Source organism: Acinetobacter rathckeae, from assembly GCF_015627125.1.
Taxonomy (GTDB): domain Bacteria; phylum Pseudomonadota; class Gammaproteobacteria; order Pseudomonadales; family Moraxellaceae; genus Acinetobacter; species Acinetobacter rathckeae.
The window spans coordinates 174959-198351 of sequence record NZ_VTDO01000004.1; the positions used below are offsets into that span (position 1 = coordinate 174959).

The 23393-nt window shown below is 39.5% G+C and carries 25 protein-coding genes; 15 read left to right on the plus strand and 10 right to left on the minus strand.

Annotation, left to right across the window (positions count from 1 at the left end; translation table 11 throughout):
• Positions 1-45: 45 nt before the first annotated feature.
• Complete coding sequence (locus I2F31_RS08385) at positions 46-600, minus strand: isochorismatase family protein (RefSeq protein ID WP_195768669.1); 555 nt, start codon at positions 598-600, stop codon at positions 46-48.
• Between the two features lie 102 nt (positions 601-702).
• On the opposite strand from I2F31_RS08385, the gene I2F31_RS08390 reads away from it, so the two are divergent.
• Complete coding sequence (locus I2F31_RS08390; RefSeq protein WP_323127570.1) at positions 703-1113, plus strand: Lrp/AsnC family transcriptional regulator; 411 nt, start codon at positions 703-705, stop codon at positions 1111-1113.
• A gap of 137 nt (positions 1114-1250) precedes the next feature.
• Here I2F31_RS08390 and I2F31_RS08395 read toward each other — a convergent pair whose 3' ends face one another.
• The 4 genes from I2F31_RS08395 to puuE form a co-directional block, all read right to left on the minus strand.
• Positions 1251-2123, minus strand: coding sequence for an outer envelope protein (locus tag I2F31_RS08395; protein ID WP_195768668.1), 873 nt, complete (start codon positions 2121-2123; stop codon positions 1251-1253).
• Between the two features lie 205 nt (positions 2124-2328).
• Positions 2329-2658, minus strand: coding sequence for a hydroxyisourate hydrolase (gene uraH, locus I2F31_RS08400; RefSeq protein WP_195768667.1), 330 nt, complete (start codon positions 2656-2658; stop codon positions 2329-2331).
• The gene (gene uraD, locus I2F31_RS08405) at positions 2655-3158 is read right to left on the minus strand and encodes a 2-oxo-4-hydroxy-4-carboxy-5-ureidoimidazoline decarboxylase (protein ID WP_195768666.1); all 504 of its coding nucleotides are present in this window, start codon (positions 3156-3158) and stop codon (positions 2655-2657) included. Before uraD ends, uraH begins: the two co-directional genes overlap by 4 nt.
• 36 nt (positions 3159-3194) lie before the next feature.
• Positions 3195-4163 carry an allantoinase PuuE gene (puuE, locus tag I2F31_RS08410; protein ID WP_195768665.1) on the minus strand — a complete coding sequence of 323 codons (969 nt, stop codon included), beginning with the start codon at positions 4161-4163 and terminating at the stop codon, positions 3195-3197.
• Between the two features lie 213 nt (positions 4164-4376).
• Between puuE and I2F31_RS08415 the strand changes: the two genes are divergently transcribed.
• The 5 genes from I2F31_RS08415 (at position 4377) to I2F31_RS08435 (ending at position 11118) form a co-directional block, all read left to right on the plus strand.
• Positions 4377-4730 (plus strand): HPF/RaiA family ribosome-associated protein, encoded by a 354-nt coding sequence (locus I2F31_RS08415; protein ID WP_195768664.1) that lies wholly within the window; start codon positions 4377-4379, stop codon positions 4728-4730.
• A 103-nt stretch (positions 4731-4833) separates the two neighbouring features.
• Positions 4834-5379 carry an ankyrin repeat domain-containing protein gene (locus tag I2F31_RS08420; protein WP_195773751.1) on the plus strand — a complete coding sequence of 182 codons (546 nt, stop codon included), beginning with the start codon at positions 4834-4836 and terminating at the stop codon, positions 5377-5379.
• 14 nt (positions 5380-5393) lie between these two features.
• Positions 5394-6161: a transporter gene (locus I2F31_RS08425; protein WP_195768662.1), complete on the plus strand. Its 768-nt coding sequence runs from the start codon at positions 5394-5396 to the stop codon at positions 6159-6161.
• 71 nt (positions 6162-6232) lie between these two features.
• Entirely contained in the window at positions 6233-7999 is a 1767-nt protein-coding gene (gene dsbD, locus I2F31_RS08430; protein ID WP_228285919.1) for a protein-disulfide reductase DsbD, read from the plus strand.
• Between the two features lie 101 nt (positions 8000-8100).
• Positions 8101-11118 carry an autotransporter domain-containing protein gene (locus I2F31_RS08435; RefSeq protein WP_195773753.1) on the plus strand — a complete coding sequence of 1006 codons (3018 nt, stop codon included), beginning with the start codon at positions 8101-8103 and terminating at the stop codon, positions 11116-11118.
• Between the two features lie 52 nt (positions 11119-11170).
• On the opposite strand, the gene I2F31_RS08440 is transcribed toward I2F31_RS08435, so the two are convergent.
• A complete protein-coding gene (locus tag I2F31_RS08440) occupies positions 11171-12136 on the minus strand; it encodes an alpha/beta hydrolase (RefSeq protein ID WP_407647870.1) in 966 nt (321 codons plus the stop codon).
• Between the two features lie 48 nt (positions 12137-12184).
• Between I2F31_RS08440 and I2F31_RS08445 the strand changes: the two genes are divergently transcribed.
• Positions 12185-12622, plus strand: a complete 438-nt coding sequence (locus I2F31_RS08445; RefSeq protein ID WP_195768659.1) for a DUF2147 domain-containing protein — start codon at positions 12185-12187, stop codon at positions 12620-12622.
• Positions 12623-12728: 106 nt separating this feature from the next.
• On the opposite strand, the gene I2F31_RS08450 is transcribed toward I2F31_RS08445, so the two are convergent.
• The 3 genes from I2F31_RS08450 to I2F31_RS08460 form a co-directional block, all read right to left on the minus strand.
• On the minus strand, positions 12729-13658 hold the full coding sequence (locus I2F31_RS08450; RefSeq protein WP_195768658.1) for a phosphotransferase enzyme family protein: 930 nt from the start codon (positions 13656-13658) through the stop codon (positions 12729-12731).
• A 107-nt stretch (positions 13659-13765) separates the two neighbouring features.
• On the minus strand, positions 13766-14116 hold the full coding sequence (locus tag I2F31_RS08455; protein WP_195768657.1) for a Spx/MgsR family RNA polymerase-binding regulatory protein: 351 nt from the start codon (positions 14114-14116) through the stop codon (positions 13766-13768).
• 418 nt (positions 14117-14534) lie between these two features.
• Positions 14535-15356: an exodeoxyribonuclease III gene (locus tag I2F31_RS08460; protein ID WP_195768656.1), complete on the minus strand. Its 822-nt coding sequence runs from the start codon at positions 15354-15356 to the stop codon at positions 14535-14537.
• 45 nt (positions 15357-15401) lie between these two features.
• Here I2F31_RS08460 and pyrE point away from each other — a divergent pair, with 45 nt between their 5' ends.
• Positions 15402-16052 carry an orotate phosphoribosyltransferase gene (gene pyrE, locus I2F31_RS08465; protein WP_195768655.1) on the plus strand — a complete coding sequence of 217 codons (651 nt, stop codon included), beginning with the start codon at positions 15402-15404 and terminating at the stop codon, positions 16050-16052.
• Between the two features lie 49 nt (positions 16053-16101).
• Here the strand turns inward: pyrE and I2F31_RS08470 are convergent, their stop codons facing one another.
• Complete coding sequence (locus I2F31_RS08470) at positions 16102-16314, minus strand: DUF1737 domain-containing protein (RefSeq protein WP_195768654.1); 213 nt, start codon at positions 16312-16314, stop codon at positions 16102-16104.
• A 178-nt stretch (positions 16315-16492) separates the two neighbouring features.
• Between I2F31_RS08470 and tauA the strand changes: the two genes are divergently transcribed.
• The 7 genes from tauA (at position 16493) to murG (ending at position 23381) form a co-directional block, all read left to right on the plus strand.
• Complete coding sequence (gene tauA, locus I2F31_RS08475) at positions 16493-17512, plus strand: taurine ABC transporter substrate-binding protein (protein ID WP_195768653.1); 1020 nt, start codon at positions 16493-16495, stop codon at positions 17510-17512.
• Positions 17513-17527: 15 nt separating this feature from the next.
• A complete protein-coding gene (locus I2F31_RS08480; protein ID WP_195768652.1) occupies positions 17528-18301 on the plus strand; it encodes a taurine ABC transporter ATP-binding protein in 774 nt (257 codons plus the stop codon).
• A gap of 3 nt (positions 18302-18304) precedes the next feature.
• Positions 18305-19162, plus strand: a complete 858-nt coding sequence (gene tauC / locus I2F31_RS08485) for a taurine ABC transporter permease TauC (protein ID WP_195768651.1) — start codon at positions 18305-18307, stop codon at positions 19160-19162.
• A gap of 10 nt (positions 19163-19172) precedes the next feature.
• Positions 19173-20003: a taurine dioxygenase gene (gene tauD / locus I2F31_RS08490; RefSeq protein ID WP_195768650.1), complete on the plus strand. Its 831-nt coding sequence runs from the start codon at positions 19173-19175 to the stop codon at positions 20001-20003.
• Between the two features lie 256 nt (positions 20004-20259).
• Complete coding sequence (locus I2F31_RS08495; RefSeq protein ID WP_228285085.1) at positions 20260-21084, plus strand: shikimate 5-dehydrogenase; 825 nt, start codon at positions 20260-20262, stop codon at positions 21082-21084.
• 41 nt (positions 21085-21125) lie between these two features.
• Positions 21126-22076 carry a glutathione synthase gene (gene gshB / locus I2F31_RS08500; protein ID WP_195768648.1) on the plus strand — a complete coding sequence of 317 codons (951 nt, stop codon included), beginning with the start codon at positions 21126-21128 and terminating at the stop codon, positions 22074-22076.
• A gap of 207 nt (positions 22077-22283) precedes the next feature.
• Positions 22284-23381: an undecaprenyldiphospho-muramoylpentapeptide beta-N-acetylglucosaminyltransferase gene (murG, locus tag I2F31_RS08505; protein ID WP_195773755.1), complete on the plus strand. Its 1098-nt coding sequence runs from the start codon at positions 22284-22286 to the stop codon at positions 23379-23381.
• Positions 23382-23393 lie beyond the last annotated feature (12 nt).

Genomic DNA, 23393 nt, shown 5'->3' on the forward strand with positions numbered 1-23393 from the left:
ATATAGCCCCTAACCAATTTTCATAATAAAAAATATGAAAATATTCTATACCTGTTTATACGTCGATAAATATGCTTCGGTTGAATGTATATCAGCAAATTTAGTTAATGCTGCTAAATAAGAATGTTGTACATCATCTACAGCAATCTTTTTGTGGTTAAACTCTAACTCTCTAGTGGTAGTTGCATCATGAATTAAAATATTATCAAACCCTAAATCCTTTGCAGCTCTTGTTGTCGTATCAATGCACATATGGGTCATCATCCCTGTAATGACTAATCGTTTGACTGAGAGTTCTGTTAGGGTTGTTAATAGATTCGTATGTAAGAAACTATTTGGGAACTCTTTTATAATAATTGTAGAGTTATTTTTAAGTAACAGTCCTTTATGTAATTGAGATCCTAAGCTATTTTTAAGAAAAAAAGTGGCATTTGGGGCATTGTTAATATGTTGAATGTAAATAATAGGAAGGTTCTGGTTCAAAAAATAATGTTCTAAGGCATTAATATTTTTTAATACAGCAATTGGCTCATGTAAAGGGTATTTTCCATTTACAAAGTAATCATTCTGTACATCAATAATGAGTAAAGCTTCTTTCATTTTCATACTCTTATATAACTAAAAATGTTGCCTTAACTATAAATATCCTATATAAAATATCGAATGACCTGCTGAAAAAAATAAGATGAAATGCCTTTCACTGTGAAAGAAAAAAATAAAATGGATGATATAGACCTACAAATTTTAAAATTACTAAGATTAGATTCTAGAATGTCTAATAAGCAAATTGGTCAGCGAATACACCGAACAGGGCAAGCTGTTGGATTAAGAATTGAAAAATTGGTGTCTATCGGAGTTTTGAAAAAATATACTATAGAAATTGCGACAGATAATAAATCTTACATCAGAATTTTTTTAAAAGTTGCTCCATCTCAAAAAATAGAAGACATAATTGCTTCATATCCTAATATTCTTGAATTTAATAAAGTTGCAGGGCAAGCTTGCTATATGGTTGTTGCTGATTTTTCTAAGGATCAGATGCGTAATTTCCTAAACCATATCTCTGATTTTGCAAGTTATAGTGTTGAAAATGTTGTTAAAAATATCAAATGATTATGAATCATAGGTAAAACGATCATTTGTTGAATACGAGCCAATAGTTTTTTAAATTGAATAAGGTCGACGTTTAATCTTCTATTGAAAAAAGCTAAACCACTTTGGGGTCAAGTTGACCCCAAAATGAGCATAGATTAGAAGTGGTAATCTACACGAACCATTGGTGTACTTGCTGTCGCACCTTTGTTGCCTGTAGTTGGGTTACCAAATTTGTTGTGCCAGTATTGGTACTCAAAACCTGCACGGAATGTTTGGTCATTTTTACCCCAAAGCGAGGTTAAATCATACATCACACGTGCATCAATGTTGGTTTCTGGGGCAGTTTTGCCGCCGAACTCATTTTTGCCTTTAGAGTCAATCCATAGTGCAAAACCTTCAAATGCTAAAGGTGTTTTACCAATTGGCATGCCCCAACTCAATTGGAATGCGGCATGTGGGTCATAGCTGTAACGGCTACTAATGGCAGCAGGTTTATTGCTTTCAAAGAGCACTAAAGTACTTAAACTTAAAAAGCCTGGTACGTCAAAGTTAATGGTTGGACCAACCACCCACATTTGTTTTTTAGATGCATAGCCATCATTTTTAGTATTCCAATCTAAACCTGCAGTAAGTGCATAGCCACGAATACCCTGAGACGAAAGATCAGTTTTAAATACTTTACCAATGTCTACGTTGTTACGGTAAACCAAGTATGCTTCTTGAGTGCCTTTACCGCCTGTTTGAGCTGTATTGGGTTCTGATGAAGACTGCAGAAAGTCTACATTTAAGAAGTTTGTACCGTAAGCATAACCACTTGCGTGTGTGAAAGAGTAGATTTGCTTAGTAATGTCAATTTTTGAACCGTTGCTGTTGTTTTTAAACGGTTCAGCGAAGTCTGTACCATAACGCCAACCAATTGAGTTGTCGCTCCAAGTGAGTGCAGATGCAGAGGTCGATAACAATACAGATGATAACAGTGCGGTGGCAACTGCAGATTTTCTATAGTTAGAGAAGTGTTTGAAAAGCATATAACGCCCCCAAATAGTCTGGTATTGACCAAGTTAAGTAATATCTCAAGATCTTTCACATCTAAGATAGAAAATGAGATAAGCCATGTATTGGCTTATCTAGCAAAAAATGCACCACACTTTATAAAATTTAGTAAAAAAAATAAACAAAAAATCACAATTTATATAAAAACATTAGTTATTAGTCACTTATATTACTGCTGTGTTAACTGCCTCTATAGGTTGAGTAGGCATAAGGGCTAATTAATAATGGTACATGATAGTGCTCGGTTACATTGGCAATATAAAACTGTAGGCACACTTTTGGAAAGAAAGTGTCCTGTTTAAGTGCTTTAAAGTAAGGCAAAATGTCATACTCTAGTTGATATGCACCTTCTGTGAACACATGCTCACCAACATTAAAATCTTTGAGTCGACCATCAGTATCAGTAATGCCTTGCCCAATGAGGCTGTGTGTGTTGGCATCAAATAGTTTGACCTGTACGCCACTGGCAGGTTTTCCTCGGTTAGTGTCTAAAATATGGGTACTAATCATGTGTTAATTCCTTGATCTAAACGGCGTAATGCAATGAGTGCCAGTTGCTGTTTGACAATCTCTTGTTCGATTTGAGTGTCGTGTGTTAAACGTATATTGAGTTGCTCAAGTACTTGCTCACTCGACAAGCCCGCGGCTTTAATTAAAAAAATAAAACCGAACTTTTCTTCATACGCAATGTTACCTGCCAATAATGCGGCTTGTGTACGTTGGTCTTGTGAAATATTGGCTTGTTCTGCATTAGAGTGTTGCTGCTCTTGGGCAGATAAATGCGTTGTTGATGGCTTTTCCCCAATACGTGGGTGTTTACTCAGTGCAGATTCAATTTCTGCCCATTGCCATGTTTTTGCTTGCTGTTCGGCACAGCTGAGCAAAGCCTGTTTGCTTGAAAATGGGCGCTGCTGTTGTATGTGAGCAACCCATGATTCAATATTGACACAGCTTTGTAAAAAGGCTGTGACCTGAGCAGATTGCTCTTGGTTAAAGTCGGCAAGGTGCATACTATTCTCTCGTTGGTTGAAACACTTAGATCGGAATTATTTGCTTTGGCTGTAGTGGCTATACCAATGCTCGGCAATGTCATTACGGCGACAAATCCAAACCTGTTCGTGTTGTTGTATATAATCTAAAAAGCGTTGTAAGGCACGGAAACGACCCGGACGGCCTAAAATACGGCAATGCATACCAATCGACATCATTTTTGGTGCGGTTTTACCTTCAGCATACAGCACATCAAAAGCATCTTTTAAATACTGGTAAAACTGTTCACCACTGTTAAAACCACCCGGTGAACAAAATTTCATGTCGTTACTTTCTAGCGTGTATGGAATCACCAAATGTGGGCGAGTTTGCTCATTTTCGGTTGGGAGTGACGTCCAAAAAGGCAGGTCATCGCCGTAGTAATCACAGTCATATTTAATTTGTGGAAACTCTGCCAATAACTTGCGGGTATTTGGGCTATCACGACCTGTATACCAACCGATAGGCGCTTGACCAAACAACGCTTCAATGACGCTAATGGCTTGGTCCATATATTGACGCTCTTGCTCAATACTCATGTCTTGATAGTGAATCCAACGCTGACCGTGTGACACAATGTCGTAATTGCTGTTTTTGATGGCATCGACAATGTACGGGTTACGTGCCAAAGCCATACCGACACCAAAAATGGTCATGGGTAAGCCACGTTGTTTAAATTCATTGTGAATACGCCAAAACCCTGCACGTGAGCCGTATTCGTACATCGAGTCCATAGACATATGTTTGTCTGGAAAACTGGCTGCACCAATAATGTCAGATAAAAATTGCTCAGAACCTGCATCACCATGCTCCACATGGTTCTCACTGCCTTCTTCGTAGTTAAGCACAAACTGTACTGCCACACGGGCGTTATTTGGCCAAGAAATCTGTGGATTTTCACCATGATAGCCAATCAGGTCACGGCTATAGGCTTCAGATTGAATTTGGTCAACCAATGCTTGACCACGCAGATAGGAAGTTGTCAATTTGTTATCCTTTTGATAAGTTTTTAAAAATCTACTTGCATATTTTTAAAGTTAGATCATATTAAAAGTATAAGGACACTTTAAATGCAAGAGAACTTTAGTGTGATAGCGCATTATTGTTATACCGATTTTGGTGAATCTTGTGAATAAAGACAGGTGCAATAAATGGATGTATTTTTTCTGCACCAGATCAGCGAAAAGCGAGGATAATGTATGAATATTGAAATCCGCACAGATAAAAACATTAAAAACAGTGAGCGTTTAATCAGTTATGTACAAACTGAAATTAGCGATAAATTTCAGCGTCATGGTGAGAAGATCACCCATTTTTCTGTGCATTTAAGTGATGAAAATGCGGCAAAAGGCGGAGAGAACGACCTGCGTTGTATGATTGAAGCTCGTCCTGCAGGCTTGAAACCTGTTGCTGTTTCGCATAAAGCCTCAACCATTGATACGGCCATTCATGGTGCGGTTGAACGCTTAAAACACAGTTTAGAACATTTGTTTGAAAAACAAAAAAATCCACGAGATCAAAAACCATTAGATGTTGCACCAGAGGCCATCTAATTTAATAGATAAGCACGACAAAAAAGCACCGAAAAAGGTGCTTTTTTGTCGTCTAGGGCAGGCTTTCTTGTTACACTAAAAAAAACATGATACGGGCGTAAAGATGCTATCTGCACAACAGCAACAATTTATTGAAGCCATTGAGGCTTTAGATGTAAAGGCCGTAGAGCAAGTTTTAGCACAAGGCTTAGATGTGAATTTTATTGACCCTGAAAAAGGTTTACCGATTTCAATGGTCTGTGACGGTTTATTTGCTTGGTGGGAAGCGGTATCTACAGCGTATACAGAAGGAACGCCGTGGTCAGAACAACAAAAACAGCAAAAATTACAGGTTCATTTAGACCTTTTAGATGCCTTAATTGCCGCAGGTGCAAATGTACATTTATGGGATGCTGAAGAGTTTTATGGCCCATTGTGGGATTGTGCGAGCGCAGCTTGTGTGCCTGCAGTACAGCGACTACTCGATTTAAAAGTTAATCCAAATACCAAAGATGATGAAGACCTAACCATTTTATCATCTATTAGCCAACTGTTTTTTGACTGTGATTATGACGAAATTGATTGGTCAGAAGCATTGCCAGAAGAGCAACAAACCTTGCAACTTTTACGTGAGCATGGTGCAAAAATGTCTAAAGAATTGAGTGTTTAAAAGAGGGGTTAAGCATGAAAACAGTATTTAAAATGACCGTTATTTGTTCAGCATTCATGAGCATACATGCCTTCGCTGAAGATTTTTCGTTTGACCGTCCGGGTACTGGCTTTGGTACAAGCATTGCACCGATTGGCCATGTGGCATGGGAGCAAAGTCTGCCAACAGCGAGCTATAGCAAACCAAATATTAACAATGATTTACAAAACACGGTGTCGTTACAAGGTGACATGCTATTTCGTACAGGCTTAACAAAAAATACCGAGTTACAGCTTGGTTTTGGTGGCCCAGGATGGATTAAAACCACATTGCAGGGACAAAAAGTCACTGTACATGGTTTGGGTGATGTGACCGTGGGTGTGAAACATGCGGTGGATTTAAACGATAACCGTATGACAATGGCATTGCTTGGTCAGGTGGTGGTTGCCACAGGAAATGACCAATTTACAGCAGAAGATAACATTTATGCCTTATCTTCAAGTGTACAGTATGCACAAAATGATATTTTGACCACAGGTATTACCATGCGTTACGAAATGCAAAATCGTGACCTTGCAGTAACGGCTGTACCAACATTAAGCTATCAGCTTTCTAAAAAATGGTCGGGTTATTCTGAGTTTGTCTACCGCAAGCAAGAAAGCCAAGCCAGCCAAACGTCTTTGGCAACGGGTGTGATGTATGCAGTTAGCCCACGTATGCAACTAGATGCCAGTGTAGGTGCGGGCTTAAGCGGTGATGTACCTGATTATACAGGTGGTTTGGGCGTATCATTTTTATTTTAAGCCTTCGCTGTTAAATATTTGAGTAATTTATGGTTTTTCTGTGTCGTTGTTGGTGTAAAACACTGTGGTTGATGATTATTTTAGCAATGGCATGGGCAACTGCCATACTACACGCAGAAGAACCTTTATTACCTGCCAATCAAGCCTTTGCATTGAGCAGTGAGTCTGTAGACCGTAATACCATTGCATTGGCATGGCAGATGGCACCGAACTATTATTTGTATCAACATAAAGTGACGGTACAGGCCAATCAGCAAGATATGGCATTACAGTTTCCAAAAGCAACACGGCAACACGATGAAACGTTTGGTACAACGTGGGTTTATTTTAATCAACTCCATTTAAACATAAAAGCCAAGCCAAATACCGTGTACGATGTGTCTTGGCAAGGCTGTGCCAAAGACCGCTTGTGTTATCCACCACAACATACCCAGTTTAAAACCGATGCAGATGGTTTAATGGTGGCAGAAAATAAAATTGCCTCACAGCGTAGTGTTTTTGATCAAGCACTCAGCCGTCAAAATGATGAAACCACGCCACAAGCAATTCAACCGACATCAGTTGTAGATACAAATCATACTGCCACATTACAAGATACAGCATCGGATCAGCACTGGGCTTCTCGTTTAGAAAATCATTCGCTATGTTATGGCTTAGGACTATTTTTAGGGCTTGGGCTTTTGTTGGCTTTTACACCGTGTTCATTGCCGATGTTGCCCATTGTCAGTTCTTTGCTCATTCGAGAGCATAAAGGTGCAAAGGCATGGCTCATTGCAGGGGTGTTTGTCCTAAGTATGGCTACGGTCTATGCTTTACTTGGTGTATTGGCGTCTTATATTGGTTTAGGCTTTCAGCGTTGGTTACAGCAACCTGTCACCTTAATGGCATTTAGTGGCTTATTTGTATTGTTTGCACTGAATTTATTTGGTGTATTTGAACTACAACTGCCTCGCTTTTTAACAGCACGCTTAGATAAGTTACAATCCTCACAACAAGGTGGGTCGTATATTGGTGCAGCAGTGATGGGTACGGTCTCTGCACTCTTGGTCGGGCCGTGTATGACTGCACCACTTGCAGGTGCATTACTGTTTATTGCTCAAACCCAAAGCCAATGGCATGGAGCATTGTTGTTATTTGTACTTGGTCTGGGTATGGGTATTCCACTGCTTTTAGTGAGTATTTTAGGCAGTAAAGTCTTGCCAAAAGCAGGGCTTTGGATGAACCAAATCAAAGTCATTTTTGCATTTATTATGCTTGGTTTAGCGGTGTACTTTTTACGTCCGTTACTATCGGTATTTTGGTTACACCTACTGATCCAACTGTTATATGTTGCTTTTGCTGTGTACGCTTTATATGCCATTTATAAGTACACATTAAAGCTCAAAGTGTGTTACGCGGTATTACTCGTTGCCGTGGCTGTGGCGTTTTGCATACAGCAGATGCAATACCAACCACAGACCCAAACCGTTGCCAGTGGCATGGTTTGGCATGTAGCGACAGATGAGCAAAGTTTTAAAGAAATATTAGGGAATGCCCCCAAAGGGCAAGCCGTGGTTATAGATGTCTATGCCGACTGGTGTGTGGCTTGCCAGCCGATTGAGCATGGTATTTTAAAACAAGCATCTATTCAAAAAGCCTTACAGCCATATTATTTAATTAAGCTTGATTTGAGTAAATATAATGCCTCTCAGCAAAATGTTTTGACTCAATGGCAGGTGCTAGGCCCACCCACTTATCTTTTTTTAGATGCATCGCATCAAGAACGTAGAGATTTACGTTTAACAGGTGAGTTTGAGCAAAATAAACTGCAAATACAATTGGCAGCATTGGCACAATAGTCTGTTGTTGTTTTATATGATTTAACTATATATTCAGTAAAGGTAATGTCACTTAAGGTGCTTATATTAAAGGCACTTTATTTTTCGATGTGCTTTTAAACATGAAATTTCAGTTAAATCGACTTGCTGTCGCCATTGGTTTTACCTTACAAAGTGCGGTACTTTTTGCAGATACGCCTACGGTGAAATCAGGCATAGATGTATTGTCTGGCTTTAATGATTTATGGACACCTGGGGCAACATGGGACACGGGTACACCTACTGCAAAAGGTGCTCAGGTCTTAGATCAAAATGTACGCTTGGCAGTCAATATTGCAAAAAGTAGAACTGCGGATCAAGAAGTAAAAGCTTATGAGATTGATAGCCAAAATGCCAACTATGCAGTGATTCAAGCCTTAGGCCCTTTACAAAATATCCTTAAAAAAGAAACGGGTGCATTTACAACGGTGAATGGTATACCCAAAGAAGCGTATTCGGGTGCTGTATCAGACAAAGGCAATGGACTGGGCACGACCAATAATAACTTGGGGCAATTGGTGAGCCTTGTGAATGCAGTGCGTTATCCTGCAAGTACCACGCCTGCAAAAAATGCCTATAACTATCCAAGACCATTTCGTCAGTCGTTGGATGGTCAAGACCTAAAAGGGATTTTACAGCCTTCTTTAGCTGCTCGAGTTCCTGCAACAGGCAAGGGTGATGGCGGTTTCCCAAGTGGACATACCAATGCAGGGTATTTGGCGGCATTGAGTGTTGCCTATGTTGTGCCACAACAGCAAGCCGACTTGGTACTGCGTGCGGGTGAAATGGGCTATAGCCGTGTGATTGCAGGCATACATTCACCACTTGATGTCATTGGTGGTCGTATGCATGCCACCTATTATGCAATTCAAGGTTTAATCAATAATGCAGATTTAAGACGCAATGCCTACCAACAAGCCCAATCTTTTTTTGCAACGCAGTGCGGTGGCACAGTCAGTGCATGTTATGGCACATCAGACTTAAATCAGTTGTATACGCAGTATCAAGCAAACAAAGCATTGTATGATAAATATACGTTTGCTAATGCCTTTACGGCCATTGGTGATACAACACTCACACCTGTTGTCCCTGAAAATGCAGAAGTTTTAATTGAAACACGCTATCCATATTTAACAGCGAGTCAGCGTCGCGATCTTTTACAAACCACCTCAAATGCGAGAGGCGGTGTATTAGATAACGGTTTAGGTTATGACACGCTCAATTTATATAAAGCGGCCAATGGCTATGGTGCATTTAATCAAAAAACCACGATTAATATGAATGCAGCCGATGGTGGTTTGTCTGCATCTGACGTTTGGTTAAATGATATTTCAGGTCAAGGGCAACTTGAAAAAACAGGTACAGGCTCCCTCACTTTGGCAGGTCGTAACACTTGGTCTGGTGGTACGCAATTACTGGGTGGTACACTTGTGGGGAGTAATGGCAGTGCATTTGGTCAAGGCACAATTGTCAATCAGGCCAATTTGATTTTAAATCATAACACCACAGAAAGCTTGGCCAACACCATCACAGGTACGGGTACCTTGTATAAACAAGGGACGGGCTTACTGAATTACACAGGCGATGGGAGTGGTTTTACAGGTACAACCCGTGTGCAAAATGGCCAGTTGAATGTAACCAACCGTTTGAATGGTACAACGGTTGTTGAAAGTGGCGGTACGTTACAAGGTGCAGGGAAACTACAAAATCTACAGGTGCTACAAGGCGGTACAGTAGATTTAACACAGTCTTTAAATCGATTGTCTGTGAGTGGTGACCTCACTTTAAATCAGGGCACACTCAAAGTACTAACACAAGCCAATAGTGCAACCAGCAGTGGTATAGATGTGAGTGGTCGGACTCAAATTAATGCCGCAAGCGTGTTGCAAGTGGGTTTGGGTAGTGAATATAACCTACTGTCTGAATATGTGATTTTAAATAGTAATCAAGGGGTAACAGGCCGTTTTGCAACAGTAAAAAGTGCTTATAGTTTTCTGACACCGCAAATTGGTTATACGGCAAATACAGTCACATTACAGCTACTTAGAAATGACCAACGCTTTAATAGCGTGGCAAAAACAGCCAACCAATATCAAGTGGCAAATAGCATTGAAAGTCTAGGTTTGGGTAACAGCTTATATAACCTTGTGGCTAAACAAAGCAGTGACCAAGCAGTACAGTCATACAATAGTTTGTCTGGTGAGGGTTATGCATCTTTAGCAGTCAATGCAACGCAAGATTTATTGGCGACTACAGATTTTGTGGCAGCACAAAAATTACAGTCTCAGCCTTATTTATGGTTAAACAGCTATGGTCGTCAGTTGAACAACCGTGCTGTAGACGTGTCAGATTCAACCTATAAAAATTATGGTGCAGTGGTTGGCGGTGAATTACCACTTAATCATCAAAGTAGTCTTGGCCTAGTGTTGGGGCAGGCTAAAGGTACGGCTAAAGTTGCAGACAAAGGCTTTACTGCAAAAGATAATAATAGCCAGCTGGGTGTTTATGGTCGTTATGCAGATGAGCAGTCAAGTACAACGCTTGGTCTGATTGGCCGCTGGGGTGATGTCTCTGTTAAACGTCAAATCAATAGCACGGGTCTAAATAGCCAAGCCAATGCCAATCTAGATGTTTACAGTATTCAAGGTTTTGCTGAATATGCCTTTAAACCAACAGCACTCCCTATCAGCCCATACCTACGTTTGGCTCATGTGGTTACGCAAACCAAAGCATTCCAAGAGCAAGGTGCCGATCTTGCGAACTTACACGGTGCAAAGTCAACCAATAACATGACATTTACGACATTGGGTTTAAAAGCGAACCATGATTTTGCAGTGGCGTCTCACGTGGTGACCGCACAATTTGGGTTAGGTTGGCAACATGCACTTGGTGATACGCAAGGACAAGCCACGTTGAATTTTGACCGTGCTTCAAGCTATAAAGTGAATGGCTCGGAAGTTGCAAAAGATCTTGCTAAAGTAGATCTTGGCATAAGTACAAAACTGACAAATCAGTTCAGTCTTGGGTTAAATTATACAGGGCAGTTTGCGAGTGACAGCCATAGCAATGAAGGCACATTAAAGCTCGATTATCGTTTTTAATTGCTGATTATTTTTTTAATCATGGCTTTACCGAAGTAAAGCCATGATTTTTTTAACTGCTTTGATTTAAACGTTGCTGAATAAAAGAACACATATCATTTAAAGCCATTTTGCCTTCATCAAACCATGCATTAAACATAAAAAAGTTGTGCCACATGCCTGTATAGAGTTTATAGTAGACATCGACTTCGGCACGTTCTGCCATGTCTTTGAGTCGTTTTGCATCGTCCATGAGCAATGATTTACTGCCGACTTGTATCAGTAATGGCGGTAGACCTGTGAGGTCATCAAACAAAGGTGATACCCGTGGGTCCGATGTTTCAAAGTCGGTATCTTTAAGGTAATAGCCAATGGCTTTTTTTAAGAAATCAACAGATACCAATGCATCATGTTTTTGATTGTATCTGACTGAGTTACTGGTGAGTGTGAGGTCTACAAATGGCGACAGCAACATTAAACCACATGGCAGTGCTGTATTTTTTTGTCTGATCAAACGTAAGCATAAAGCAAGGGCTAAATTTGCACCTGCATCGTCACCTGCCAAAATAATATCTTGTGCTTGAATACCAGACTCAAGCAGTGCTCTATAGGCATTGTAGATTGCTTCACTTTGCGCTGGAAATGTAGTTTCAGGAGCTAAAGGGTAAGCTAGGCTCATGACCGTTGTTCCAGTGGTACGTGCCATTTCACACAGCCAAGCCCGATGTGTTTTGAGTGAGCCTAAACAAAAACCACCGCCGTGTAGATATAAAATAATATGTTTTGATGTGTTATTTAATGGTGTTATTTTTTCAACGGTGAGGTTGGCTAAACTATAAGTATCTATGTTTAGGCCTTGTTTATTGCATGGAAAAACCTGTGCGATTTGGCCAGTAAAATGACGCATGGTCTGTGGAGAGAAATCATATTTACTTGGGTAGCGTAGCGTGCTTTTTAAACAAGATTCGACAAGCAGTTGTTTCCACATTTCATGCATAATAATGGCCTTATGGTGCATATATTCGTTATAGATAGTCATGTATGATGTGCGTTAAGTCACATCATGAGTTACTTATAGGAATACACAATGAAAAAAATATTATGTTCAATTGCCCTAGCAGGCTTGGCTACCATAACACATGCGGCAGACCCATTAAATGCAAGTGTGTGGAAAACCATAGATGATGAAACCAATCAGCCAAAAGCACAGGTGGTATTTAACCAACAGCGTGATGGAAGCTTTACCGCAACCATTCAAAAAGTGTTAGTACCCGGTGAAGATGGTATTTGTGGTGAGTGTGAAGGGCAATACCACAATAAGCCGTTACAAGGTGCGGTGATTGTGCGTGGTTTAAAAAGTGTGGGTGATAATAAATATGAGGACGGTACAATTATTGACCCTAAAAATGGTAAAAGTTATCGTTTGAAAGGGGAGTTACTGAATCAAAATAAAACCCTGAAATTACGTGGTTATATTGGTATTTCATTGTTGGGTCGTAACCAAATTTGGCAACGTATACAGTAGTTTTTATGTAGGTAAGCGTTGTGCCTACGGGTGTAGGCATAACTAGAGTTTAAGTGGATTAATGGTTGGTGTGAATTTTAAAACGGAATCATCGAAAAATGGTGAGTCAATTTAATTTTAGGTCATTTTTTAATAGTGAAAAAACTGAGGAAGATATACTTAAAATAGATGTGGCTGTATGAGCGGTTAAGAGCCTATGTTTTGTTAAAAACCAAATAGACCAAACTTCATGAAGCAGGGCATATGGTGCTAAATCTTTAAGCGTAAAATGATATGCTGATAATTGATTGTAAGATGATAGAAAAAAATCAATTTTACGTAAATATTTTTCATCATAAATGCTTTTTGTATATAAGCCCCAAACCATTATTGCAAGATCTAGGGATGGATTAGATAAGCAACTATACTCAAAGTCTATTAATGTGGCTTGATCATTTTTTATAAAGATATTTGGAGCCCTAGGGTCGCCATGGCATATAGAACCCCCAGACTGAAAGCTTTGTATTTTTAGTGCTGTAATTAAACCTTTATAATGCTGTTCTAATGGTTTAGAAAGAAAGTACAAGTCAGATAGTTTACTCATCTGCTGAATTTTTTTGTCAATGTCAAAAATAGGAACATTGATATGTGTAGAATCTATATTATGCAGTTGAAATAATGTCGTTGCACAAATTACTAGATCTTCATCATTGAGTGTACATGGCCGACCATTTGCTTTTGAAAAGACTAGAGCAGAATATAACTGATCCTTTATAGAAATCAAATGACTGAGTTGACCTGTGATACTTTTTACCGCTTCGGTAGCAGCAATGCTTTTTAAGCGTAGAAAATTGGTGATAAGTCCTTCACTTTCTACTGAAGTGATTGATCTTTCAGAACTAAATACTTTTATAAAATATTGGTGACCCTGATGGGTTTGTGCAGATAAAACAAGATTGATACCAGAAACGATGATATGACAAGATACACAGGGGATATCGTAGTTTTTGTATAACCATGAAGGTATTTCTGATGTAATATCTATGGGGTTGATCATAATAAATAAAATAATGAGTTATTATTAGATGTAAATATAGTGGCTATATGATAGCCACTATGAAGCATTAGTATTTTACCTATACAAAGTCTAATTTAAATAAGTGACTAATTTGTTAAAGCTCGATATTTTTCTTCATCAAAGCCTACAATGAGCCCATTTGGTGTTTCTAGCACGGGGCGTTTAATCATACTGGTGTGAGTCATCAGAGCTTCAATGAGAGCGGTTTGACTGGCTAAAGCCGTTTGCTGTGCTTGTTCATCTAGTTTACGCCAAGTTGTACCTTTTTTATTTAAAATCACCTCTGCACCTACTGTGTCTAGCCACTGTTTTAAGTGTTGTGCATCTATACTTTGTTTTTTATAGTCATGGAATTCATAGCTCAAGCCAAGTGTATCGAGTAAGTCAAAAGCTTTCTTCATAGAGCTACAGTTTTTAATGCCGTATATTTTTAACATGATGAAGTATCCTTATTGAATAGCTCATAAGGTTAACTGAAAAAACATGGCAGTGTCATGCTGAACACAAAAAGCAGGGTATAAAAGCAGAAAACCCGCATTAAATCATCCTGATTATGCGGGTTTCACTGTGTTAACGTCCAATGTTAAGTCCTTTAAAACCTACGATCACTCGTATGTTTCTTTACTTCCTACGGCTTCCAATCCTTTTGTGTCATCCTGACATGTCCCTGTGCCGTATGAATATATTGCACTTATTTGACATAAATAAATAGCCGTAAAGACGACACGTGGTGTAAGCCATTTCCACGTTAAAAAAGAACAGGTGTTCTCTATAACCATTTACACCTTTCATTTGGCACTAATATTACCATTTAAGTGTGATTTATGTATTTTTAATCTAAAAATTAAGCATTTTTTAATTTAAATGATAGTCAATAATGACAGGCGCATGGTCGCTATACCATTGTTCACGATACACCCATGCATTCACCGTACGAGCTTCCCAGTCAGGAGAGCAGGCCTGATAGTCAATCCGCCATCCCACATTTTTAGCACGAGCTTGGCCACGGTTCGACCACCACGAGTAAAGCTCTGCTTCTGGACGTACAGTACGGAAAGTGTCTACATAGCCAAGTTCGTCATACATATGATCAAGCCATGCACGCTCATGTGGTAAACAACCCGATGAATTTTTATTGCCTGACCAGTTTTTAATATCAATACGTTTATGTACGATATTGTAGTCACCACAAATAATCATCGACTTATCTTCATCACGCCATTGCTTTAAAATGGATTGATACCTTTCTAAGAAAATTTCTTTACGTGCTTGAGCTTCATCGCCCGATGAACCAGAGGGTAAGTAAAGTGAGCAAATATAGACATTTTTTTCAAGGCCTAAGTCAAACTCAGCTGCAATAAAACGCCCTTGGCTGTCTGCAAGTTCAAAACCTAAGCCATCTGTGACAGATACAAAGGGTAGGCGACTAAAAATTGCAGTGCCTGCATAACCTGCTTTTTCGGCAGGAAATAAGTGAGTATACCAACCTTCTGGTTTAAATTGGTCAGTGCACTGAGCATGGGTGATACGGCTCTCTTGAATACAAACCACATCTGCATCTGATTGTGCTAACCATTCGAGTAGACCTTTTTTAACCGATGCGCGTAGGCCGTTCACATTGAGAGATACAACTCGCAGAATTTTTTGATCACTTGTGTAGCTATCCTTTGGTATCATGGTGACGTTTTACCTCAATATCTAAATCTAAAAATGGAGTGCTTCATGACCACGCAGTTTAACATACAGGCTTTTATTGAACTTGCCTTATCGCGAGGTGTGCTTAAATTTGGTGAGTTTACCTTAAAGTCTGGTCGTGTCAGCCCTTACTTTTTTAATGCAGGTCTGTTGTCTGATGGTGAGGCATTGTCTGTGTTGGCAGATGGTTATGCTGCTAAATTACAGCAGTGTGAGCAGGTCGATGTGATTTTTGGCCCTGCGTATAAAGGTATTCCTTTTGTGGCAGCAACGGCGGTTGCACTGTCTAAAAACCATGCCCAAAGTGTACCGTGGGGTTTCAACCGTAAAGAAGCCAAAGACCATGGCGAAGGTGGGGTGTTGGTGGGTGCATCTGTTGAAGGTAAAAATGTTTGGATTATTGATGATGTGATTACTGCAGGCACAGCCATTCGTGAAGTAGTGACACTGCTCAAGCAAGCAGGAGCCAATATTGCAGGTGTATTGGTGGCATTAGACCGTCAAGAGCGTGGGCAAGGCCAATTGTCTGCAATACAAGAAGTGCAACAAGAGTTAGAGATTCCAGTACATGCCTTAATGACCATGCAAGATCTCATGGCATATTTAGAGCAACAAGGCGACCAAGTCGCGTTGTCTAATATGCAAGCGTATCGTCAGCGTTATGGTATAGATGTTTAATACAGCTCAAAGAAAGCCCTTGTGTTGAAAGAGACAAGGGCTTTTTTTGTTATGAAGCCGCTTTTAATGCTTCGATCATGTCTATATCTTCATTAAATTCTGCATCTGTTTCTTTACAAATGACTTGCCCAACAATGACTTGTGAACCATTAAAAGTCATGGTTGGTGCACCGTGTAATGTCCAGCCTTTGTTGAGTGCTTTGCTTACACGTGCACAAAAGGCTGAATCATCTGTACCTGTTAAATAGCGATAAAGTTTCATTCATTTTTCTCCATATTATGTCTGGGGAATCTGCTGGATATGCTTTGTAATTTAAATACAAAGTATAGAAGTAAAATATATTTATTAAATATGAATAACTAATAAACTAATTCTTATTTTTTTGTGACCACTTTGCACAATACCATATCGTTCATATTAATAAACAACCATTATCATTATGAAAAAACAGTATAGAAAGCCTCTAACGATAACAATATTGATTGTTGTGGCACTTGTTGGCTTTTTGATTTATCAGAGTTCTGGAACGACAACAAAAGCCATCGCACAGAATGAAACACCAATTGTTATTGCATATCAAACGGGCGTTGATCCAAGTAAAGTGGCACAGGCTGAAGGGTTGTATGAAAAAAATAGCCAACATGCGATATCGTGGAAAAAATTTGATACAGGTTCTGATGTGGTCACTGCGTTGGCATCTGGAGATGTTGCGATTGGTAATATTGGCTCAAGTCCATTTGCAGCGGCGGCAAGTCGAGGCGTTCCTATTGAAGCATTTCTCATTACCGCAAAATTAGGCAGTTCGGAAGCCCTTGTTGTTCAGAAAAAATCAGGCATTAAACAACCGATTGATTTGATTGGTAAAACAATTGCTGTGCCATTTGTATCTACGACACACTATAGCTTATTGGCTGCGTTGAAACATTGGAATATTTCTGAAGACCAAGTCAAAATTATTAATTTAAGACCGCCTGAAATTATTGCAGCATGGAACCGTGGGGATATTGATGCCGCGTATGTTTGGGAGCCAGCTTTAAACAAAGTCAAAGAAACAGGGCAAGTACTGGTAGATTCAGAGCAAGTGGGGCAGTGGGGTGCACCAACATATGACCTATGGGTGGTTAGAAAAGATTTTGCTGAAAAGAATCCTGAGTTTTTAAAATCTTTTGTTTCTACGACATTAAATCAACTCGATAAATACAACCAATCTCCAGATCAATTTACACTGGACAGTAAAAATATTACCGATATTTCCACATTGACTGGTTCTAAACCTGAAGATATTAAATTGCTACTTTCAGGAAATACGTATTTAAATCAACAACAACAAATAGATGCTTTGTCGAATGAATTTGCTAAAAATGTTTTGGATACAGCACAGTTTTTAAAACAGCAAGGTAAGGTAGACCAAGTAAAGCCCAATTATCAAGACAATGTATCTACAGCATTTTTAAAGTAAGGTAAGGGTTAGATCATGAGTAAATTGATTGCAGATCATATAGGGCTAACCTTTCCAAACCATACAGTGCCAACGCTAGAGAGTATCCATTTAGAGATTGAGCAAGGTTCTCTGACGACTGTTTTAGGAGAGTCAGGTTGCGGTAAAACAACGTTATTAAATATTCTGGCAGGATTTCAAAAGCCAAGCACAGGACAGGTATTACTTAACGGGAAACCTTTACATGGCCCAGATGCTACTCGTGCAGTTGTGTTTCAAGAACATGCTTTATTCCCATGGTTAAATGTACAAGACAATGTTGCATTTTCTTTAGAAGTTCAGAAGTTAAATGTGGCTGTTATCGAACAACGCGTTCAGAAAATTTTAGAAATAGTCGGTTTAGCTCATGTGGCGCAATCGAATATTTGGGAGTTGTCTGGAGGTATGAAGCAGCGAGTAGGTATTGCTCGTGCATTGATTAGCCATGCCGAATTTATTCTATTAGATGAGCCTTTTGCAGCCTTAGATGCATTTACAAGAGAGCATATGCAAAAGCTTGTCTTGGATTTATGGGCAAAGCAAAAAAGAAGTTTCTTCTTAATTACACACGATATAGAAGAAGCACTTTTACTGAGTGAAGCGCTTATTATTATGCAAGCAAAACCTGGCAGAATTGCAAAAAGATTAAGCTTGGATTTTTCACATCGCTATCGTAGAGGAGAGTCCATTCGTTTAATTAAATCAGACCCTCAATTTATTGCTCTTCGTGAACAACTCTTCACACAACTAAGCCATGAAGTGGAGGGCTAATGTATGCATGATATCGTAGATACAAAGCGAATAGTCAAAGAAAAAAAAGGTTTCATAGATCATAAGACCACTTTTTTACATAAATACTGGATGCAGTATCAGGCTGTTATTTTAAGTATTTCAAGTGTAGCACTGCTTTTTGTGATTTGGTTTCTAATAACAGCTTTTGGTGTTATTTCTCCATTATTTTTACCAAGTCCCCAAGCTGTTTTTCATAAGTTTATTGAAGTGAGCCAACACGGTTTTATGAAAGCCACGTTATGGCAACATTTGGCGGCAAGTATCAGTCGGGTTTTTATTGCACTACTTTTAGCTATTGTTGTCGGTGTACCTGTAGGCCTGTTAATGGGTTTGAATAAATGGGCAAGAGCAATCATTGATCCTTTAATTGAATTATTAAGACCCATTCCACCATTGGCATATTTACCCTTACTTGTCATTTGGTTTGGCATTGGTGAAACAACTAAAATTTTACTTATTTTCCTATCTATTTTGGCACCTATTATTATTAGCAGTACCTATGGTGTGCTTAGCCATCAAAAAAATAGAGAGCGAGCAGCACTTTCGCTTGGTGCAAGTCCAATACAAGTATTCCAATATGTCATCTTACCAACAGCACTTCCACATATTATTACGGGCATTCGTATAGGGCTTGGTGTTGGTTGGTCAACTTTAGTTGCTGCAGAACTGGTTGCAGCAGATAGAGGTATTGGGTTTATGGTTCAATCGGCTGCACAGTTTTTAATTACCGATATCGTAATTTTAGGCATTCTTGTTATTGCGATAGTGGCTGTCATTTTTGAGCTGTTTTTACGTTGGTTGCAACAACAACTTTCTCCTTGGTATGACAAGCAGTTATAGGATAAATAATATGCCATTTGAAATTGAAATCATTAAACCTACAATTGGTGCAATTATTCATGGTGTTGATTTAAATGAGTTAAATACCAAAACTTTGGCGATGATTCATCAGGCATTACTTGATTATCAAGTCATTTTCTTTCGCCAACAAAATATCTTGCCACGCCAACAAGCAAACTTAGCCCAGAGTTTTGGGTCACTGCATAAACATCCTATTTTCCCACATGTTGAAGATGTCCCTGAAATTATTATTTTAGATAGTTTAAAACAAGACCTAAGAGATAATGAGTTATGGCATACAGACGTTACTTTTAGTCAAACACCACCATTAGGGTGTGTGTTACAAGCCAAAAAAATTCCAGCTCACGGAGGGGATACCTTTTGGGCAACAGGTATAGGTGCTTTTAATACACTTCCAGTAGATATACGAAAAAAGCTGTTTGGTTTAACTGCCACACATGATATTCGGCAGTCTTTTCCAATAGAGCGCTATGCAAAAACACAGCAAGATAAGGATAAATTATTAAAAGTTTTTGAAAGAAATCCGCCAGTTACCCATCCTGTTGTAAGAACACATCCCATTACTAAAGCACCGATACTCTTTGTGAGTGAAGGCTTTACCACTCAAATTAATGAGTTAGAAGCTTCAGAAAGTCAGCGTCTACTTCAATTTCTATTTCAACATGCGACACAGCCGAACTTACATTTACGTTGGCAGTGGGCACAAGGTGATGTGGCTATTTGGGATAATCGTTGTACACAGCATAAGGCACTTTTTGATTATGGCAGTGCGCATCGTATTATGCATAGAGCCACCATTAATGGTGATATCCCATTTTGATTTAGAATAAATACAATACACAGTAATTCAAAATATACTGGTTAGAAAGGGGATTACATGAGAATGCTCTTCAGACATCATTTTATAAAGCTGACATTTTTATTTAAACTAACCATGAGTGTTAAGATAAAAGATCAGCTCAGTTTTGGAAACTTTAAAGGTTAAATAAATCGCCTGTCGTTAAAGTATTTATACACTATTTTACAATGTGGAGTGATACGATAAAAACAATAAAAATATCTATGGCAGGATGCTGATGAGAATTAATAAAGATACTGTGCTGTGTATGTCTTTGGCGGCTAAACCGAGTAATTTTGGTACTCGCTTTCATAATTATTTATACGAAGCTTACCATCTAAACTATGTATATAAAGCCTTTGCGCCAGTCAATTTGGCACAAGCCATACAAGGTGTACGTGGCTTACCTGTACGAGGGTGTGCCATTTCTATGCCGTATAAAGAAGAAGTTATGGCATTGGTTGATGAGCTAGACCCATCAGCACAAGCCATTGCCTCTGTAAATACCATTGTAAATACAGATGGTGTACTCAAAGCATTTAATACCGACTATATGGCAATCCAACAACTGATTGACGAGTACAAGATTTCACCCAACACCCGATTTGCTCTGAAAGGCAGTGGTGGTATGGCAAAAGCGATTGCTTATGCTTTGAAAAATAAGGGCTTTGAACAAGGCATTATTGTGGCAAAAAATGAAACCACAGGTACGGCATTAGCCCAAAAGTTAGGTTATGTTTGGCAAACTGGTTTAGAGCCAAATCAGGCCGATTTAATTATTAATGCTACACCTGTAGGCATGCAAGGCACAGCATGGCAAGATGAATTGGCATGGCCTAAAGAGGTCATAGATGCGGCGAATATCGTATTTGATGTGGTTGCTTTACCAGAAAATACGCCCACCATTTGCTATGCTAAAGGTCTAAATAAAACGGTGATTACAGGTGCAGAGGTTTTTGCACGCCAAGCATTGGCACAATTTCATTTATATACAGGGCTTTACCCTGAGCAAGATGTATTTGAGGCGGCAGCCCAATTTTCACGTACAGCAACAACACAATAAATCAGGTATATTCAAAGTATCTTAAAAATAGAGTGAGCATTATGCGTGTTTTAGTGATTATGGACCCTATTCAGCAAGTCAATCTTAAAAAAGATTCGACCATGGCCATGTTATGGGCAGCCAGTCGTCGTGGGCATCAACTGGGCTATGCACAGCAACACGATTTATATATAGACCAAGGGAAAGCCTTTGGCTTAGTGGCAGACTTACAAGTGTTCGAACAGCAAACGCCGCATTACCAATTAAGTGAGCAAAGAAAACAATCTCTTGCCGACTACGACATTATTTTAATGCGTAAAGACCCACCGTTTGACATGAATTTTGTCTACACCACCTATGTGTTAGAGCAAGCCGAGCGAGAAGGTGCATGGGTGGTCAATAAACCCCAATCGTTGCGTGACTGTAATGAAAAACTCTTTGCAACACAGTTCCCAGCGTTGCAAGTACCAACGTTGGTGACCTCACAACACACATTAATCCGAGAGTTTATACAGACGCATCAAGATGTGATTGTAAAACCACTCGATGGTATGGGTGGTTCTGGTATTTTTCGTTTAAGTGCGGGTGGGCCCAATATTGGTTCTACACTAGAAATGTTGACCGCACTTGGCACAGTGCCCATTATGGCACAGCGCTATATTCCTGAAATCGTAGATGGTGATAAACGCATTTTAATGGTTCATGGTGAACCTGTACCGTATTGTCTTGCCCGTATTCCGCAAAATGGCGAAGTGCGTGGTAACTTAGCGGCAGGTGGTTTGGGTGAAGCTCGCCCACTCACTGAAAAAGACCGTGAAATTGCGGCCAAAGTTGGGCCATTTTTGCGTGAAAAAGGACTAGTGTTTGTTGGGTTAGATGTCATTGGTGAGTATGTAACAGAGATTAATGTCACCAGTCCAACCTGTATCCGAGAAATAGACACACAGTTTGGTACATCTATTGCCGACCTATTGTTTGATGTGCTTGAAGATCGGAAAAACAAAGTTAAATAAACACCAGATTGACTAAAAGAGCCAGTCTATTTGTAAATCGCAGCATGCACTTTGTTAAATATTCAGCAATTGAATTTATTGCTGAATATTTAATGAGTTATTTTCACAAAATTTGTTTAAAACACGTGAAAATCATTCACCTCATAAGCACTTTATGATTAGAATAAGACATTAAAATTATCAAATTACAGCCGAAGTATTATACCCGTGACCGAATCAACAGTGTTTAAACCCAAACATATTTTAATGATGGCTGCTGGCACCGGTGGTCATGTTTTTCCTGCGCTTGCAGTTGCAAAAGCACTTCAACAACAAGGCCATCGTATATCGTGGCTTGCGACACCACATGGTATGGAAAACCGTTTGCTAGAACAAGAAGACATTCCTATTTATCAAATAGATATACAAGGTGTGCGTGGTAACGGTGTCATGCGTAAGTTAGCAGCACCATTTAAAATTTTAAATGCCGTGCTACATGCCATGAGCATTATGAAACAACAAAAAATAGATGTTGTGGCAGGATTTGGTGGCTATGTGGCAGGGCCAGGCGGTCTTGCGGCCCGTGCATTGGGCATACCTGTGGTGATTCATGAACAAAATGCCATTGCAGGTTTTACCAACTTACAATTAGCAAAAGTGGCTAAGAAAGTATGCCAAGCTTTTCCAAAAACCTTTCGTAGTCACCCAAAAGTTGTCATCACGGGTAATCCTGTACGTACTGAAATTACCAATATATTGAGCCCTGCGTGGCGTTACGAACAACGAGAAAAACAACAGCAGCCATTTAATATTTTGGTGGTTGGAGGTTCTCTTGGAGCACAGGTCTTAAATGAAACCATGCCAGTTGCATTACAACAACTAGGCGCTTCCTTAAAGATTACCCACCAGTGTGGTCAAAAACAGCTTGAAGCAACACAAGCACGTTATGCCAATGCCCCTAATAATATAGAGGCGACGGTTGTGCCATTTATTGCCGATATGGCGCAAGCATATAGCGATGCAGATTTAATTATTTGCCGTGCAGGTGCATTGACGGTCACCGAAGTTGCAACTGCGGGTGTGGCTGCGGTGTTTGTACCGTTACCAAGTGCGGTAGATGACCACCAAACAGCCAATGCACAATACTTATGTAAAGTAGGGGCAGCCAAGTTGTGTCCTCAAGCGACCATGACCGTGGAGTCTGTGACTGAACTACTTAAAACACTGATGAATCGGACCATTTTGTCTGAAATGGCGGTGAATGCACGCCAAAAATCACAACCGAATGCAACACAACATGTTGCTGAAATTATTGCAAATATTTAACTTAAGGCCTGT

Bases quoted from the DNA above. Each gene is read 5' to 3' on its own strand.
- I2F31_RS08450 (WP_195768658.1), bottom strand. From the start codon at position 13,658: ATGATCAACCCCATAGATATTACATCAGAAATACCTTCATGGTTATAC.
- tauA (WP_195768653.1), top strand. From the start codon at position 16,493: ATGAAAAAACAGTATAGAAAGCCTCTAACGATAACAATATTGATTGTT.
- I2F31_RS08445 (WP_195768659.1), top strand. From the start codon at position 12,185: ATGAAAAAAATATTATGTTCAATTGCCCTAGCAGGCTTGGCTACCATA.
- I2F31_RS08395 (WP_195768668.1), bottom strand. From the start codon at position 2,123: ATGCTTTTCAAACACTTCTCTAACTATAGAAAATCTGCAGTTGCCACC.
- tauD (WP_195768650.1), top strand. From the start codon at position 19,173: ATGCCATTTGAAATTGAAATCATTAAACCTACAATTGGTGCAATTATT.
- I2F31_RS08420 (WP_195773751.1), top strand. From the start codon at position 4,834: ATGCTATCTGCACAACAGCAACAATTTATTGAAGCCATTGAGGCTTTA.
- I2F31_RS08455 (WP_195768657.1), bottom strand. From the start codon at position 14,116: ATGTTAAAAATATACGGCATTAAAAACTGTAGCTCTATGAAGAAAGCT.
- tauC (WP_195768651.1), top strand. From the start codon at position 18,305: ATGCATGATATCGTAGATACAAAGCGAATAGTCAAAGAAAAAAAAGGT.
- I2F31_RS08385 (WP_195768669.1), bottom strand. From the start codon at position 600: ATGAAAGAAGCTTTACTCATTATTGATGTACAGAATGATTACTTTGTA.
- I2F31_RS08440 (WP_407647870.1), bottom strand. From the start codon at position 12,136: ATGACTATCTATAACGAATATATGCACCATAAGGCCATTATTATGCAT.
- I2F31_RS08480 (WP_195768652.1), top strand. From the start codon at position 17,528: ATGAGTAAATTGATTGCAGATCATATAGGGCTAACCTTTCCAAACCAT.
- I2F31_RS08435 (WP_195773753.1), top strand. From the start codon at position 8,101: ATGAAATTTCAGTTAAATCGACTTGCTGTCGCCATTGGTTTTACCTTA.
- gshB (WP_195768648.1), top strand. From the start codon at position 21,126: ATGCGTGTTTTAGTGATTATGGACCCTATTCAGCAAGTCAATCTTAAA.
- uraD (WP_195768666.1), bottom strand. From the start codon at position 3,158: ATGCACCTTGCCGACTTTAACCAAGAGCAATCTGCTCAGGTCACAGCC.
- uraH (WP_195768667.1), bottom strand. From the start codon at position 2,658: ATGATTAGTACCCATATTTTAGACACTAACCGAGGAAAACCTGCCAGT.
- I2F31_RS08415 (WP_195768664.1), top strand. From the start codon at position 4,377: ATGAATATTGAAATCCGCACAGATAAAAACATTAAAAACAGTGAGCGT.
- I2F31_RS08495 (WP_228285085.1), top strand. From the start codon at position 20,260: ATGAGAATTAATAAAGATACTGTGCTGTGTATGTCTTTGGCGGCTAAA.
- I2F31_RS08425 (WP_195768662.1), top strand. From the start codon at position 5,394: ATGAAAACAGTATTTAAAATGACCGTTATTTGTTCAGCATTCATGAGC.
- dsbD (WP_228285919.1), top strand. From the start codon at position 6,233: ATGATTATTTTAGCAATGGCATGGGCAACTGCCATACTACACGCAGAA.
- pyrE (WP_195768655.1), top strand. From the start codon at position 15,402: ATGACCACGCAGTTTAACATACAGGCTTTTATTGAACTTGCCTTATCG.
- I2F31_RS08470 (WP_195768654.1), bottom strand. From the start codon at position 16,314: ATGAAACTTTATCGCTATTTAACAGGTACAGATGATTCAGCCTTTTGT.
- I2F31_RS08460 (WP_195768656.1), bottom strand. From the start codon at position 15,356: ATGATACCAAAGGATAGCTACACAAGTGATCAAAAAATTCTGCGAGTT.